The sequence below is a fragment of the Pseudomonas morbosilactucae genome (genome assembly GCF_023241665.1).
In the GTDB taxonomy this organism is placed as follows: domain Bacteria; phylum Pseudomonadota; class Gammaproteobacteria; order Pseudomonadales; family Pseudomonadaceae; genus Aquipseudomonas; species Aquipseudomonas morbosilactucae.
Map to the genome: position 1 here is coordinate 180,385 of NZ_JALQCX010000006.1, position 12,968 is coordinate 193,352.

Consider the following 12,968-nt stretch of genomic DNA (forward strand, 5'->3'; position numbering starts at 1 on the left):
TCCGGGGTGTCGCGCACGGCTGTGGGTGCCCCCGCCGTCAGTTGCCCAAGGCGCTCAGGCCCGAGCGTTTTCCGCCGTGACAATCTGCAACGGTACGTAAATCCGTTGAGTTGCGGCGCAGAACGCCGGTTCGGTCTGCAGGCGCACCATCAACTCGATCAACTGCGCCGCCAGCAGCGTGGGCTGGGTGTCGATCACCAGGCTGATCAGGCCCTGGCTCAAGGCCTGGCGCGACAGCTCGGTGGACTCCAGCAGAATGCTGCACAACGTCGGCGGCTTGGGCAGTTGGGCCAGGGCGTTGATGATGCCATCGCCACCGCCGCCGACCACGCACAGGCCGCGTAAGTCGTCATGTCGGGCCAGCAGTTCCAGGGTCGCCTCTTCGCTGACGTCGCTGTTGTCCAGGGTGATCACCGGCTCCAGCACCCGCAGGCGCGGGGCCTTTTGTGCCAGGTAACTGCGCAAGCCTTCGACTCGCGCCTGGTGCCCGAGGAAGCGATGGCCGCCCTGCAACACGCCGATGCTGCCCTTGCCCGCACCGCCCATGTGGGCCAGCAGCCAGCCCATGGTGCGCCCGACTTCGTGGTTGTCCTGGCCGACATAGGGCTCGGCGGCGGTCTCGTCGATGTCCGACAGCAGCGCCACCACCGGCACCCCGGCGGCCCGGATCTGGGCGATGGCGGCGTTGATCAGTGGGTGGGCGAAACTCACCACCGCCAGGCCATCGCATTGCACGGCCAGTTGCTCGATCTGAGCGACGATGGCGGCCGGGCTGCGGTCGACGATGGTCTCGAACTGGCAGCTCAGGTTGCACTCGGCGCGGTGCTGGGCGGCGTGCTCGATGGCCTGGGCGACATTGCGGTAGAAGGCCTGTGCGGTGCCCAGCAGGAGAATGCCGAAGCGGTAGCTGGGGCGCCGTTCGCGGATCCGCTGGCCAATCAGCCGGGCGGCGAAATAGCCCACGGCTTCGGCGGCCTCGAATACTCGTTCGCAGGTCTCCGGGTTGACCGGCGCCCGGGCGTTGAGCACCCGGTCGACGGTGGCGACACTCAGCCCGGCCTGGGCGGCGACGGTGGCAATGGTGGGGCGCTTGGCATTGCTCATGTGGGGTCCCGGAAAGCCCTTGATAGAAAACCATCATGCTCGGCTGGGGCTGGATGATAGCTTGATAGTGAATGCCGGCAAGGCCTTGAGCGGGATTTGTGCGCTCCCTAGTATTTTCTCCAGCGATGTCCCCCCGACATCCCGGCAAGTGACTAACAACAATCATGCTTGCGGAGAAAATCACCATGCCTGAATCAAGCGCCACCTTTGACCATCGCGCCAAGCCTGGGCGCCGAGACTACCGATTGACCGGCCCCGAAGCGGCCCGTGCTGCCGAACGCGGCCTGGTCTCGGCCCACTGGTACCAATCGCCGGTACCGCGCAAACGCATGAAAGAACTGATGCAACGCCGCGACGGCCCGGCCCTGCGGGACACCGCCTTGTGGTTCACCGCGCTGCTGGTCAGCGGCCTGGGCGGCTACTGGTTCTGGGGCTCTTACGCGTGCATCCCGTTCTTCTTCGTCTATGGCCTGTTGTACGGCACCGCGTCCAACGCCCGCTGGCACGAAACCGGCCACGGCACTGCTTTCAAGACCCGCTGGATGAACGACGCGGTCTATCAGGTCTCGAGTTTCATGTGCCTGTTCGAGCCTGATGTGTGGCGCTGGAGCCACGCCCGGCACCACACCGACACCATCATCGTGGGCCGCGACCCGGAGATCGTCGAACCGCGTCCGCCGAGCTTCCTGCGGATGTTCCTGAACTTCCTCAACCTGCCGCGAGCCTATGGCGTGCTCCGTTCTTCCTGTCTTCACGCCCTGGGGCGGATCGATGAGCAAGAGCGGGATTTCATCCCCGAATCCGAGTGGCCCAAGGTGGTGCGCACGGCGCGGATCTGGCTGCTGGTCTATGGGGCGACCCTGGGCGCTGCGCTGTACCTGCAGAGCTGGCTGCCGCTGATGTTTATCGGCTTGCCGAGCCTGTATGGCGGCTGGCTGTCCTACCTGTTCGGCCTGACCCAGCACGTCGGTCTGGCCGAGGACAGCCTCGATCACCGCAGCAACTGCCGGACCATCCTGATGAACCCGGTGCTGCGCTTTTTCTACCTGAACATGAACTACCACGTGGAGCACCACATGTTCCCCATGGTGCCGTACCACGCACTGCCGCAACTGCATGAGGCCATGGCCGCCGATTGCCCGCCGCCGTACCCGAATATCTTTGCTGCCTTTGGCGAGATCTTCCCGGCCCTGTGGCGCCAGCGCCAAGACCCCACTTACTTCGTGCGGCGCCCCATTCCCCAGGCCGCCGAGTCGCAGACGCCGGTATCGAGCGCAGCCTGACTCCCGCTGTCGCTGTTCTTCCCGCCCAACAACAAGAGAAGCCGCCATGACCGAGCATTGGATCGACGTATGCGCCGTGGACGATATTGACGAAGAGGATGTGATCCGCTTCGACCACGGCCCCCACACTTATGCCCTGTACCGCTCCGCTGACAGCGAGTTTTTCGCCACCGCCGGGCTCTGCACCCACGAGTCCATCCACCTCGCCGACGGCCTGGTGATGGAGCACGTCATCGAGTGCCCCAAGCACAACGGGCGTTTCGACTACCGCTCGGGCAAGGCACTGGGGGCGCCGGTGTGCGTCAACCTGAAAACCTATCCGGTGCGGGTCGAGGCCGGTCGTGTGTGGCTGGCGATTGCCGGTTGATAAGGAGTGAACCCATGCAATCTACCAACGCTCCACTGGTGATCGTCGGTGCCGGCCACGCCGGCGGCCGCGCGGCCCTGGCCCTGCGCGCCGAGGGCTATGCCGGGCGCCTGGTGCTGATCGGCGATGAGCCCCATCTGCCCTATGAGCGGCCGCCGCTGTCCAAGGGCCTGTTGCAAGGCCAGGTCGACTTGCTCGGTTGCAGCCTGGGGGCGGCGGAGCAGTTCGCCGAACTGGGTATCGAGCACTTGAGCGGCAACCCGGTCAGCCGCTTGGAACCCGAGCGCCATCGCCTGCAATTGGCTGACGGTCGCTGGCTGGACTACGGCCGCCTGCTGCTGGCCACCGGTGGCCGGGCGCGGCGTTTGCCCCAGGTACCGGAGCACCTGGAGAACCTGCTGTACCTGCGCACCCACGATGAGGCCCAGGCCTTGCGCGAGGCTCTGGTGCCGGGCTGTCGCCTGGTGATCGTCGGTGGCGGTTTTATCGGCCTGGAAGTGGCCGCCAGCGCTCGCGCCATGGGGTGCGCGGTGACCCTGTTGGAAGCCGGGCTCCGGCTGGCTGGGCGGGTGCTGCCGGCGCGGGTGTCCGACGCCTTGCAGGCGCTGCATCGGCAACAGGGGGTTGAGGTCCACCTGGGCGTGGGCATCGAGCGGGTGGTGGGCGCTGCGCGGGTGGAGGCGGTGCAACTGGTGGATGGCCGATGCCTGCCCTGCGACCTGATGCTGGTGGGCATCGGCATGCAGCCCAACATGGAACTGGCGGCTGCCGCGGGCCTGGACGTGGGGCAGGGCATTCGGGTGGACGACTGCCTGCGCACCAGTGCCCCGGACATTTTTGCCGCTGGCGATGTCTGCGAGTTTCGCCTGCACCCCGAGGGCGCCTATCAACGCCAGGAAACCTGGCGCAACGCAGAAACCCAGGGGCGCCACGCGGCCCTCAATCTGCTCGGCCACGGGCTGGCTTTCAGTGGCATTCCCGGCTTCTGGTCCGATCAGTACGACTGGAGCGTGCAGACCGTGGGCCAGGTCGGCAGCACCGAGCCCACAGTCAGCCGGGACACGGCCGGTGGCGGTTGCCTGCTGTTTTACCTGGATGCCCACCAGCGTCTGCAAGGCGCGTGCGGTTGGGGACTGGGCAACAGCGCGGCCAAGGACATCAAACTCTGCGAGCGCCTGATTGTCCAGCAGACCCCGCTCGACTTCCAGCAGTTGGCCGATGCCGCTGTGTCCCTCAAATCTGTGTTGCGGAGCTGATGATGCGCCAATTCCTGGTGTTCCAATCCCTGTGGGCCATGCTCGATCACCGCGGCCAATCCGAGCGGCCCCTTGAGGCGCAACTGGAGCAGATTGCCGCCGCCGGCTTCGATGGCGTCACCGATCATTTCTGGGTGCCCGAGCATGCGGCGCGCCTGTCCGCGGCGGCTAAAAGCCTGGGCCTGCACATCGAGGGTCAGTTGTTCCCCCGCAGCGTGGCGGATGTGGCCGAGGCCATTGAGGTTGCCAGCCGCCATGGCTGCCATCACCTGACCCTGCAGGCCGATGTGCGGCCCCGGACCTTGAAAGAGGCGGTGCTGCTGGTGGAGGGCTGGCAGCGCCTGGCCGAGCAGGCGGACTTTCCGATCCTTCTGGAAACCCATCGCTACCGGCTGACCAGCGACCTGCTGTTCACCCTCGACCTGCTGGATCAAGTGCCGGACCTCAAACTGTTGGCCGACCTGTCCCACTACGTGGTGGGACGGGAGTTACCCGAGCCGGCGGACGCTGAGGACGAGGCCCAGTTGCAGCGTATCTTGCGCCACAGTTGGGGCTTCCATGGACGTGTGGCCAGTAGCGAACAGGTCCAGGTGCCCCTGGGGTTTCCCCAGCATCAGCCTTGGGTGCAGCGTTTTCTGCGGCTTTGGCGCTACGGCATCGAGGACTGGTTGGCGCGCCCGGACGTCCCGGGCAGCCTGTCGTTCACCTGTGAGCTGGGCCCGCCGCCCTATGCCATCACCGGCGCCGATGGCCGCGACATCAGCGACCGTTGGGCCGAGGCGTTGCAGCTCAAGGAACTGGCCCGAGGGCTCTGGGCCGAGTGCCTGGCGCACACGGCGAGGCCCTTGGCACCGCGCTAGGGTTGAGACAGCCCCTGGCAACTGGCGTACCCTCCGGTCTGGTTTTTCGACGTCCTAAGGATGGGTCATGCAACGCACAGTCTGCGGCACCTTGAGCCTGACAATCATCGTTTCATCCCTGGGTGGTTGCACCAGCCCGCCGCCCAGGGAGCGGGTCAGCGGGCCACAGGTGTTTGGCTACGAACTGCAGCAGCCGTTGTCCGCCGAGGCGTTCAAGGCCTTGACCTACGCTCGTCTCGACCCGGCGTATGCCGAGCCCGATTACCTGAGTTATCAGGCGGATGGTGCGGTATTGGCCTTGGACCTGCAGCGAGACCGGACCCTGACCCGGATCCTCAAGCGCAGTCGGGCCTTCGACAGCCGGGCTGATTGTCAGGCCGCGCTGGATCAGGACCGGGCGAGCTTGCAAGGCCCGGTGGATGCGTTCAATGCCCGGCACGCCAAAGGCCCAGGTGTCGCGCCCCAGGTCGGGGAGCCGGTCGCCAGTTTTTCCGTGCGTGAGTGTTGGCAGCGCGGCGGGCGTGGCGCCGACAGCCAGAGCTATCGCTATGAAGCCTGGGCCAGCCAGGGGCCGGTGTCGGCACCGAGCAAAACCCGGCAGCCGAACGTGGTCGAGCAAACAGCCGGTGGCGTGTTGGTGGGGTTGTTCGCCATTGTGATGCTGCCCTTCGCCCTGATCGGCTGGGGCGTGGACAAGGCCCGTGACTGAGCCCCCTCAGTAGCGCCACTTGTGAATCAGCGCCTGGCCGTGGCGCTGGCTGATCAGTGCTTCGCCGCTTTCATCGTCGTCGTAGACCTCGGCCAGGCACAGCAGCATCAGGGCGTCGAGGTAGTCTTCGGGGGCGTCGAAAAACCGCGTCAGCGCCGGGTCGGTGTCGTGGTCAAAGTAATAGACCGCGTCCGTGTCCCGGTGAAAACAGAACAGGTTGCCGTTGCCCAGGTAGTCGCCAAAGGCAACCAGCTTGTCCACCAGCGCCCGGTCCAATTCACGTTCATCCATGTCGACAATGCCCGGATAGGCCTGCAACAGCGGTTGGATCGGCTCGCTGCCGGGGTGCACGCTGCACAGGGTTTCTGCCAGGGACAGGGCGCCCAACTGGGTGTGATAGCGACGCAACGCCGGGGGCAAGGGGCAGCCGATCAGGCCTTCGCATTGCTCCAGTTCGGCGGGGCTGGCGGGCTTGAGTTGCGGCGCGCTGGCGTGGCCCGACCACAAGGCGCCGTAGGCGTTGATCACCGCCCGGTACCAATCAAAACGCGCCGCCTGATCGGGCAGATGCGGCCAGGCCAGGGGCGGGCAGTCGGCCGGTGGCCAGGTGTCGTCGGTGTGCTCGAGGTCGGACATGGGGGCATCCTTGCAAGGGGGAGGGTGGTGGGCGAGCCTACTGCATCGCGCGCCCTGGCGCATCGCCTGAGGGCGCTGAGATTGTTGCGCGCAGGGGCGGAACTTCCGGCGCCGATTGCAGACAAAGTTTTCCGTAGCTCCGCGCGCGGGCTCTTCAGCTCGGGTCACTCCCGGGAAAGACCAGCCCACGTTTGGCCCACCCCTTGCCGCATTTCTGAGCAGTGGGTCACAGAGTCGCGGCAGGCGTTTTTTCCTCGGTGACGTTGCTGTTAACGTGGCCTCCCTTATTTCACGGAAGAATAACGAGGCCGCCCCATGGCTCACTCCTCTCAGTCACGCTGGCTCGACATTCTGCGCAGCCTGTTCATCAGCCTGGTCGGTATTGTGCTGCTGGTGATCGCCGGCTACCTCCTCAGCAATCGCCTGGAATTCCTCGACAACGCCCTCACCGCCGACGGCGTGGTCAGCGGTTTGAACGCCGGTGGTTCGCACCCCGAGATCGCGTTCACCAGCGCCCAGGGCGAACAGATTTCCTACCCCCAGGGCGGCTTTATCTTCGGTTACCAGACAGGCCAGCCGGTCAAGGTGCATTACCTGGCGGAGCGCCCGGCCAACAGCGCCGTGGTCGATGATCGAATGGCGCTCTGGGCGACGCCCGGGGTGGTGGGCGGCATGGGGTTGATTTTCCTCGGCGCTGGCCTGTTGGGCATCTTCAAGCGTAAGGGCCAACGCCCTGCGCGCTCTCTGAAAGGACTTTGAAAGCATGAGCATCTCCATCCCGATTCCGGTCAATGAAAGCAAATGGCAGTACTCGACTGCGAGCGGCGGCGGCCTGACGGTGGCTCTGGTCGCTGGCAGCGGCGGCTCGATCATCTTGCGTTCGCCCCAGGGCCAGGACGTCAGCTTCCGTTACGGCGGTGTGGGCGTGGGTGTGGGCGTCGGTGCTCGCCTGCCGCGTATCGGCAAGATCAACATCAAGGTCAAGGGCACAGGGGTGGCTGCAGCGGGCGCTGCGGAAGCCTTTCCCAGCACCGGTAAGGTCTTTGTCAGCGATGCGTTGAAGGCCAGCGACCTGACCAGCGATGACATCACTGGCCCTTGTGTCTACACCGAAGTGGCAGCTGGCCTGGTGGTCGGCGGTTCGGCCACGGCCCTGCTGTTCGGCCTGGACCCCAAGTTGCTGGCTATGTACCTGGCGCTCAACAGCAACCCGGCGACGTCAGTGATTGCCGCGCAATTGGTCAATCGCCAATTGCTGCAATCGGCCAAAGGCGCGGTGGTCATGGTCGGCATGAACGCCGGCGCGCAGGCCGGTGCGGGAGTGGGGATTTTCCTCGGCTACCTGTTCTGATCTTGAGTGGGCAAGCGGCGCGCCTTGCGCCTGGCCCGCAGGTGGCGGACCAGCGCCGCGGTCGCCACCAGCAGCACCACGCCGATCACGATCGGCAGGCGGTAAGGCTTCAAGTCACCGAACAGGTGCTGCAAGGCTTCCCCGGCCCAGTAGCCGGCGCTGACAAACAGCGTGGCCCAGACCGTCGCCCCTAATAGATTCAACAGTGCGAAGCGCCACGGCGACAGGCCGCTGGCGCCGATCACCAGTGGTCCCACCAAACGCATGCCATAGAGAAAGCGCACGGCGAACACCGAGGTCGAGGGGTAGCGCTCGATCAGCCCGCTGACCCGGTCAATCGCGCCCTGATGGCGTTTGAGCCTGGGCAGCAGACGAGCGCCAAAATAACGCCCACTCCAGAACAGCAACTGATCCCCCAGCACACCGCCGAGGATGGCCAACGCCAGCACCGTCCAGAATTGCAGCGCCTGCTGATGGGCGGCCATGCCCCCGAGGATCAGCACCGTCTCGCCTTCCAGCAGGCAGCCTATAAACACCACCCAGTAACCGTAGGTGGCGAGGAGGGCATTGAGGTCCAGGTGTTCGAGCATGCAGGGAAGGTCCTTGTTCAACGAGCCGTGAAGCGCCTGCCGCGGTGGGGCGGCAAGAACTCTGAGTGTATCGGCCCGTGGAAGTGCCGCCGTTTTTTGCTCAGCCCAGGGCCCGCAGCACCGCCCAAAACAATCCCGCGCCATACAGCCCCAGACCAAACACCGAGTGGGAGATCAGGCTGCGCATGCGCGCCAGGTTCGGCTTGGGCGTCTTGCTGGCGGCGATGCCCGCGCCCATCCCCGGTTGCAGAATGAAGTACGGCGCCGCCACGCTCAGCACGCCCACTATCAGGGCCGGGAGCAAGGTTGGGTGCTCGGCCCATTGCAGGCCGAACAGCGCCAGGAGCACCCCGGCGAAGACAACGCCCACCAGGTAATGGGCGGTCCAGCCGATCAGGTGTTCGCCGGGCACCGGTGCTGCCTGGGCAATGCTCTTGTGGATAAACTGCCCCCGTGGAAAATACCCGACCCAGCGCCCAACCAGCGCCCAGTTGGCTTTGGGCACGCCCCAGGCGGCGTGTTGCAACAGTGCCCAAAGGTCGAGGATGGCGGTGGCCCCCACGCCGATCAACAGGGCGTGCAAGGCAAAATCCAGGGTCGGGTGCATAACAACTCCTTGGTGTGCTGGGACAGTGAATGAGAGTGGCGATGCAGGCCGAACCCTCGGTTTCTGTGTTAGGCTTTCATTCAATTGAATAATTGAATGATCGAGAAGGCAGTGCTTCATGTCAACGACTGATTTGCCCACCGCCCAGTCGCCCATCGCCGAGATGGCCGACTTGGCGCGCATCCTCGGCCACGCCCACCGGCTGATTCTGCTGGAACACATTGCCCAGGGTGAGCAAGCGGTAGAACGTCTGGTGGAGCTGTCCGGCCTGTCCGTGGCCAACACCTCCCAGCACCTGCAAACCCTGCGTCGGGGCGGTTATGTGCAGACCCGGCGCGACGGCAAGCGAGTGCTCTACAGCCTGGCCCAGGGGCCGCTAGCGCCGTTGCTCCAGGCCCTGCGGCAATACGCCGAATACAACCTGGGGCAGATCCGCGAGCTGTTGACGGACAGCGACCAGCAGCCGACGCGCCTGGAAGGCATCTCCCGCGAGGAACTCAGCCGACGCCTGGTGGAAGGCGGCATGACCTTGCTCGACGTGCGTTCGCCCGAGGAGTTCGCCAAGGGCCATTTACCGGGGGCGATCAATATTCCTGGGGATGAACTGGAGCAGCGCCTGGCCGAGTTGCCGGCCGATCAGGAACTGGTGGCTTACTGTCGTGGGCCCTATTGCGTGCTCTCGCAGCAGGCAGCAGCGCTGCTGCGGGCCAAGGGTTTTCAGGTGCAGCGCCTGGCCGACGGCTTTGAAGAATGGCAAGCGGCGGGGTTGGGGGTGGAGTGGGGACGCTGATCAGTCCGGGTAGTGCTGGGTGATTTCCGCCCAGATATAGGCGCAACGCCAGCGGATCCAGCTCACGTACACAAGGGCCCAGGCCCGTAGCAGGCGGCTGCGGCGCAGGCCTTCGAGCCACTGCTGGATGTCTTCCAGCAGTGGCGCCCGGGCAAAACCGGTCCAGATCGGCGGGACCGCCGCTGCCAGGTTGGGGTAGCACACCGGCGCCACCTCTTCGTAGAGCATGCGTTTGATTTCGTGCCGGTCGTACGCCTGGGTCTGCCGCGCAATCAGCGCGTAATCCACCTGGCTATCGACGAAAGCCTCCGAGAGGGCACAGTAAATATCCTCGCGCTGTGCTGGGCTGATCGGCGTGTGTCGGCGTTCCATGGCTCAGTCCGGGGCTTGCATGCGGGTGGCTGGCGAGCCATCGGCGTTGAGTTGGTAGATCGCCCGCGGCTGGCCCTGGTCGTTGAAAAACACCTGGCCGATGCCCGCCGAGTTCCACAGCCGCTCACCGGCCTCGGCATGCTCCGGCACATGGGGGATGACCCGCATCAAGCGGCGTTTGGTGAACCAGTTCAAAGGCGAGCGTGGCGAATAGAGCCAGCGGTTGAGGCGGTCGAACCATTCCAGCAGGGTGTCGGGGAATTCGTTCTTGATGCCGCTGCTGGTGATCTGCCAGATGCGCGGGCCGCCCTGGCGGTGACGGATCAGCACTTCGTAGACAAAGGAATAATGCACGTCGCCGGACAGAATCACGTAGCTGCCCGGGGTTCGCGAGTGGCGGAAGATGTTCAGGATCACCTGGGCCGAACCGCGATGGGCCATCCAGTTTTCCGCGTCCACCAACAGCGGGTAGCCGCACCAACTGAAGACCTTTTGTATGGTCTCGATCAGCTTGACGCCGAAGATCGGCGCCGGTGACACGATGATCGCTGAGGGGTGATCCAGCAGTTCATGTTGCAGTTCGCACAGGGCCTCCCAGTCCAGCAGGCCCGAGGGTTGGCCCAGGTTGGACTCGCTGCGCCAGCGCCGGGTGCGGGTGTCCAGCACCACCAGCGCCGGGGTGCTGGGCAGCACGTATTGCCAGTTCTGGAAGCGCAGCAGTTCGTCGATCAACCCGTCCAGCGCCGGGCTGTCCAGGTAGCCGTCGCGACCCGGCGCGGCCGCGCTCAGGGCCTGGGTGCGCTCCAGCACCTGGGTGAACACATCCGGGTTGTTGCCCCAGCCCTGGCAGAGCAGGTAAGCCAGCAAAGCGTTGCCGATGATGCGCTTGGAGAAGGGGTGGCCGTAGGCGGTTTCTTCCCACTGGGCGCTGAGGTTCCAGTCATCGGTGATGTCGTGGTCGTCGAAGATCATCAGGCACGAGACATGGGCGAAGACCCGGGCCACCTTGCCCAGCCCAGAGACGAAGACGTCGATCTGCTGTTGTTCGCGGGCGTAGCGCTGTTGTTCTTCGGGTGCCAGTTGCGGCGGCTGCGGGGCGATCAGGGTCCAGGGCAGCGGCGACCACACCAGCAAATACATGGCCAACACTTCAGCCAGGGTGACCAAGTGATTGTCGGCGCTGCTGCTGGTGAAAATGGGTTTTTTCACCCCGCCGAAAAAACGCTCGCGCAGGGTTTCGTTGCTCTTCAGGGCGGGCAGCAATTCGGCGCGATGGTAATAGCTGGCGCGGTGCTGATAGAGCGCGGCGCTGTCGGCCACCACGGCGCCGTCCAGGCATTCGTTGAACAAGCCCAGGCGCTCGATCAGTTCGTGAATGGCCCGCAGCATCGGCCCGGCGACATCGTCGGCATACACTTGGTCGCCGCTCATCATCAGCAGCGCCGGGCGTTGCCCTGGCTCGGGCGCTTCGGCCAGCAGGCGATCGACACACAGCAGGCCATCCGCCGCCGGGTGGTGTGGCTTGCGGCAGGAGCCGTGGACCAGTTGCTCGATACGGCTGTGCAGCACGAACGTCGGGCATTGCGCATCGCCGTACAACAGGTGGGGCGCCCACTGCGCGATGCCGGCCGTGGTGCCATTGCTTTGCTGGATAAGCACGTCATAGGCAATCGCCACGTCCTGGGGCAGGGCGCAGTCCAGGGCCACATCGATCAGATGGATAAAGGCATGCCGGCCGACCGCGACCACCTGGCACTGGCGGGCATCCAGGGCGATATCAAGGTCGGCCCCATGGTCGGCCAGGCGCAAGCGCAGGGTCAGTTGCAGTGGCTCGGAGCCCACCAGCCAGAGCACCAATCGCGTCGGCTCCAGGCGCCGCAACAGCGGGCCGGCGAGAACGGGAGGCAGGTCGTGGCAGGCAGGTGTGGTCAAGGGCATCGCAGTCGGGCTTTTACGGCAAAGAGAGGCGGCGATATTACTCCAGCCAATGTCGAAGAAATGTTGGTTAAAGGCCCTGAATCGGCACATTTGTATCGGATTATTTGTGGGGGCTGGTCATCCTCTGCGATGCGCCTGGGGTCGGTTGTCTTGCGCATCTTTCTCGATCTGCGCCAGCATCCAGCGGATAAACACTTGGGCCTCGGGCGTGGCATCACCGGCCACCCCGTAGTAATAGCGGGTCAGGGGTTGGCGCAACTCGGGCAAGGGGCAGACCAGGCGGCCGCTGGCCAGGTCCTTGGCCAGTAGCGAGGCGGGGCACAGCGCCAACCCCAACCCATCGACACAGGCCTGGAGCACGAAGTGCATGTGGTCGAAATGCAGCATCGGTGGATGGCGCAGCGGCTTCAGGGCGCAATGCTCCAGCCATTTCTGCCAGTCGCTGGCGCGGGTGCGGCTGTTCAGCAACGTATGCCGGGCCAGGTCCTTGGGGGTGTTCAGCGCAGTGGCCTGCAACAGCGACGGCGCCGCCACCACCAGGATTTCATCCTCCAGCAAGCGCTGGGGCTGCAGCGCCGCCGACCAGCCTGAGCGACCCCGGCGAATCACCAGGTCGAAGGTTTCCCTGGCCGGGTCGGGAGCCAGGGTGCTGGTCACCACCTCCGGCTGAATCTCCGGGTACAGCGCCATGAACTGCGGTAACCGTGGGATCAGCCAGCGCACGGCAAAGGACGGCCGCACATTGATGATCACTTTGCGCAGCTTCGCGCCCCGGCGCAGGGACGTGGCGGCGTTGGCGATTTGGGTCAGGGCCACGCTGACCTGTTCATAGAAGGCCTGCCCGGCGGGCGTCAGCAACGATTGGCGAATGCGCCGCTCGAACAGCAAGACCCCGAGGTGTTCTTCCAGCAACTTGATATGGCGGCTTACCGCGCTGTGGCTCACATGCAGTTCTTCAGCCGCGCGGCTGAAGCTCTCGTGGCGAGCGGCGGCGGCAAAGGCGCGGACGGCATTCAGGGGCGGGAGGTCATTGATCATGGGTCTAATTTAGTCACCTATACGGCGCAATTAAAGTGTTTGTCAGCGCCGCTGTCGACGGTCAGGC

General features: G+C 65.0%; 15 protein-coding genes. 8 read left to right on the top strand and 7 right to left on the bottom strand.

Translation table 11 applies throughout. The features are described from left to right. Positions 1–54 precede the first annotated feature (54 nt). Positions 55–1,104, bottom strand: coding sequence for a LacI family DNA-binding transcriptional regulator (locus M1B35_RS04300; RefSeq protein WP_123337626.1), 1,050 nt, complete (start codon positions 1,102–1,104; stop codon positions 55–57). A gap of 185 nt (positions 1,105–1,289) precedes the next feature. Between M1B35_RS04300 and M1B35_RS04305 the strand changes: the two genes are divergently transcribed. The 5 genes from M1B35_RS04305 (at position 1,290) to M1B35_RS04325 (ending at position 5,579) form a co-directional block, all read left to right on the top strand. Then, on the top strand, positions 1,290–2,387 hold the full coding sequence (locus M1B35_RS04305) for a fatty acid desaturase family protein (RefSeq protein WP_268261304.1): 1,098 nt from the start codon (positions 1,290–1,292) through the stop codon (positions 2,385–2,387). A gap of 46 nt (positions 2,388–2,433) precedes the next feature. Next, positions 2,434–2,754 carry a MocE family 2Fe-2S type ferredoxin gene (locus M1B35_RS04310; protein ID WP_268261305.1) on the top strand — a complete coding sequence of 107 codons (321 nt, stop codon included), beginning with the start codon at positions 2,434–2,436 and terminating at the stop codon, positions 2,752–2,754. A 14-nt stretch (positions 2,755–2,768) separates the two neighbouring features. Then, positions 2,769–4,010, top strand: a complete 1,242-nt coding sequence (locus tag M1B35_RS04315; protein ID WP_268261306.1) for an NAD(P)/FAD-dependent oxidoreductase — start codon at positions 2,769–2,771, stop codon at positions 4,008–4,010. A gap of 2 nt (positions 4,011–4,012) precedes the next feature. Continuing rightward, positions 4,013–4,870: a sugar phosphate isomerase/epimerase family protein gene (locus M1B35_RS04320; protein ID WP_268261307.1), complete on the top strand. Its 858-nt coding sequence runs from the start codon at positions 4,013–4,015 to the stop codon at positions 4,868–4,870. Positions 4,871–4,937: 67 nt separating this feature from the next. Beyond that, positions 4,938–5,579 carry a hypothetical protein gene (locus M1B35_RS04325; RefSeq protein WP_268261308.1) on the top strand — a complete coding sequence of 214 codons (642 nt, stop codon included), beginning with the start codon at positions 4,938–4,940 and terminating at the stop codon, positions 5,577–5,579. A 6-nt stretch (positions 5,580–5,585) separates the two neighbouring features. Here the strand turns inward: M1B35_RS04325 and M1B35_RS04330 are convergent, their stop codons facing one another. Continuing rightward, positions 5,586–6,215, bottom strand: a complete 630-nt coding sequence (locus M1B35_RS04330) for an SMI1/KNR4 family protein (RefSeq protein WP_268261309.1) — start codon at positions 6,213–6,215, stop codon at positions 5,586–5,588. A 315-nt stretch (positions 6,216–6,530) separates the two neighbouring features. Here M1B35_RS04330 and M1B35_RS04335 point away from each other — a divergent pair, with 315 nt between their 5' ends. Further along, positions 6,531–6,974, top strand: coding sequence for a DUF3592 domain-containing protein (locus M1B35_RS04335; RefSeq protein ID WP_268261310.1), 444 nt, complete (start codon positions 6,531–6,533; stop codon positions 6,972–6,974). A 4-nt stretch (positions 6,975–6,978) separates the two neighbouring features. Then, positions 6,979–7,566, top strand: coding sequence for a hypothetical protein (locus M1B35_RS04340; RefSeq protein WP_268261311.1), 588 nt, complete (start codon positions 6,979–6,981; stop codon positions 7,564–7,566). On the opposite strand, the gene M1B35_RS04345 is transcribed toward M1B35_RS04340, so the two are convergent. Together M1B35_RS04345 and M1B35_RS04350 are read right to left on the bottom strand one after the other, a co-directional pair. Further along, positions 7,554–8,156 carry a DedA family protein gene (locus M1B35_RS04345; protein ID WP_268261312.1) on the bottom strand — a complete coding sequence of 201 codons (603 nt, stop codon included), beginning with the start codon at positions 8,154–8,156 and terminating at the stop codon, positions 7,554–7,556. The genes M1B35_RS04340 and M1B35_RS04345 overlap by 13 nt on opposite strands. A 100-nt stretch (positions 8,157–8,256) precedes the next feature. Continuing rightward, positions 8,257–8,763, bottom strand: coding sequence for a DUF2938 domain-containing protein (locus M1B35_RS04350; RefSeq protein ID WP_268261313.1), 507 nt, complete (start codon positions 8,761–8,763; stop codon positions 8,257–8,259). 118 nt (positions 8,764–8,881) lie between these two features. Here M1B35_RS04350 and M1B35_RS04355 point away from each other — a divergent pair, with 118 nt between their 5' ends. After that, positions 8,882–9,553 carry an ArsR/SmtB family transcription factor gene (locus M1B35_RS04355; protein WP_268261314.1) on the top strand — a complete coding sequence of 224 codons (672 nt, stop codon included), beginning with the start codon at positions 8,882–8,884 and terminating at the stop codon, positions 9,551–9,553. Here the strand turns inward: M1B35_RS04355 and M1B35_RS04360 are convergent, their stop codons facing one another. From M1B35_RS04360 to gcvA, 3 genes are all read right to left on the bottom strand, one after another. Next, positions 9,554–9,925 carry a DUF7079 family protein gene (locus tag M1B35_RS04360; protein ID WP_268261315.1) on the bottom strand — a complete coding sequence of 124 codons (372 nt, stop codon included), beginning with the start codon at positions 9,923–9,925 and terminating at the stop codon, positions 9,554–9,556. Positions 9,926–9,928: 3 nt separating this feature from the next. Further along, complete coding sequence (locus M1B35_RS04365; RefSeq protein ID WP_268261316.1) at positions 9,929–11,863, bottom strand: alkaline phosphatase D family protein; 1,935 nt, start codon at positions 11,861–11,863, stop codon at positions 9,929–9,931. 117 nt (positions 11,864–11,980) lie between these two features. Next, positions 11,981–12,901, bottom strand: a complete 921-nt coding sequence (gene gcvA, locus M1B35_RS04370) for a transcriptional regulator GcvA (RefSeq protein WP_268261317.1) — start codon at positions 12,899–12,901, stop codon at positions 11,981–11,983. Positions 12,902–12,968 lie beyond the last annotated feature (67 nt).

What these genes read in the sequence shown, in the direction of transcription:
- M1B35_RS04300 (WP_123337626.1), bottom strand. Translation starts at nt 1,104, where the DNA reads ATGAGCAATGCCAAGCGCCCCACCATTGCCACCGTCGCCGCCCAGGCC.
- M1B35_RS04305 (WP_268261304.1), top strand. Translation starts at nt 1,290, where the DNA reads ATGCCTGAATCAAGCGCCACCTTTGACCATCGCGCCAAGCCTGGGCGC.
- M1B35_RS04310 (WP_268261305.1), top strand. Translation starts at nt 2,434, where the DNA reads ATGACCGAGCATTGGATCGACGTATGCGCCGTGGACGATATTGACGAA.
- M1B35_RS04315 (WP_268261306.1), top strand. Translation starts at nt 2,769, where the DNA reads ATGCAATCTACCAACGCTCCACTGGTGATCGTCGGTGCCGGCCACGCC.
- M1B35_RS04320 (WP_268261307.1), top strand. Translation starts at nt 4,013, where the DNA reads ATGCGCCAATTCCTGGTGTTCCAATCCCTGTGGGCCATGCTCGATCAC.
- M1B35_RS04325 (WP_268261308.1), top strand. Translation starts at nt 4,938, where the DNA reads ATGCAACGCACAGTCTGCGGCACCTTGAGCCTGACAATCATCGTTTCA.
- M1B35_RS04330 (WP_268261309.1), bottom strand. Translation starts at nt 6,215, where the DNA reads ATGTCCGACCTCGAGCACACCGACGACACCTGGCCACCGGCCGACTGC.
- M1B35_RS04335 (WP_268261310.1), top strand. Translation starts at nt 6,531, where the DNA reads ATGGCTCACTCCTCTCAGTCACGCTGGCTCGACATTCTGCGCAGCCTG.
- M1B35_RS04340 (WP_268261311.1), top strand. Translation starts at nt 6,979, where the DNA reads ATGAGCATCTCCATCCCGATTCCGGTCAATGAAAGCAAATGGCAGTAC.
- M1B35_RS04345 (WP_268261312.1), bottom strand. Translation starts at nt 8,156, where the DNA reads ATGCTCGAACACCTGGACCTCAATGCCCTCCTCGCCACCTACGGTTAC.
- M1B35_RS04350 (WP_268261313.1), bottom strand. Translation starts at nt 8,763, where the DNA reads ATGCACCCGACCCTGGATTTTGCCTTGCACGCCCTGTTGATCGGCGTG.
- M1B35_RS04355 (WP_268261314.1), top strand. Translation starts at nt 8,882, where the DNA reads ATGTCAACGACTGATTTGCCCACCGCCCAGTCGCCCATCGCCGAGATG.
- M1B35_RS04360 (WP_268261315.1), bottom strand. Translation starts at nt 9,925, where the DNA reads ATGGAACGCCGACACACGCCGATCAGCCCAGCACAGCGCGAGGATATT.
- M1B35_RS04365 (WP_268261316.1), bottom strand. Translation starts at nt 11,863, where the DNA reads ATGCCCTTGACCACACCTGCCTGCCACGACCTGCCTCCCGTTCTCGCC.
- gcvA (WP_268261317.1), bottom strand. Translation starts at nt 12,901, where the DNA reads ATGATCAATGACCTCCCGCCCCTGAATGCCGTCCGCGCCTTTGCCGCC.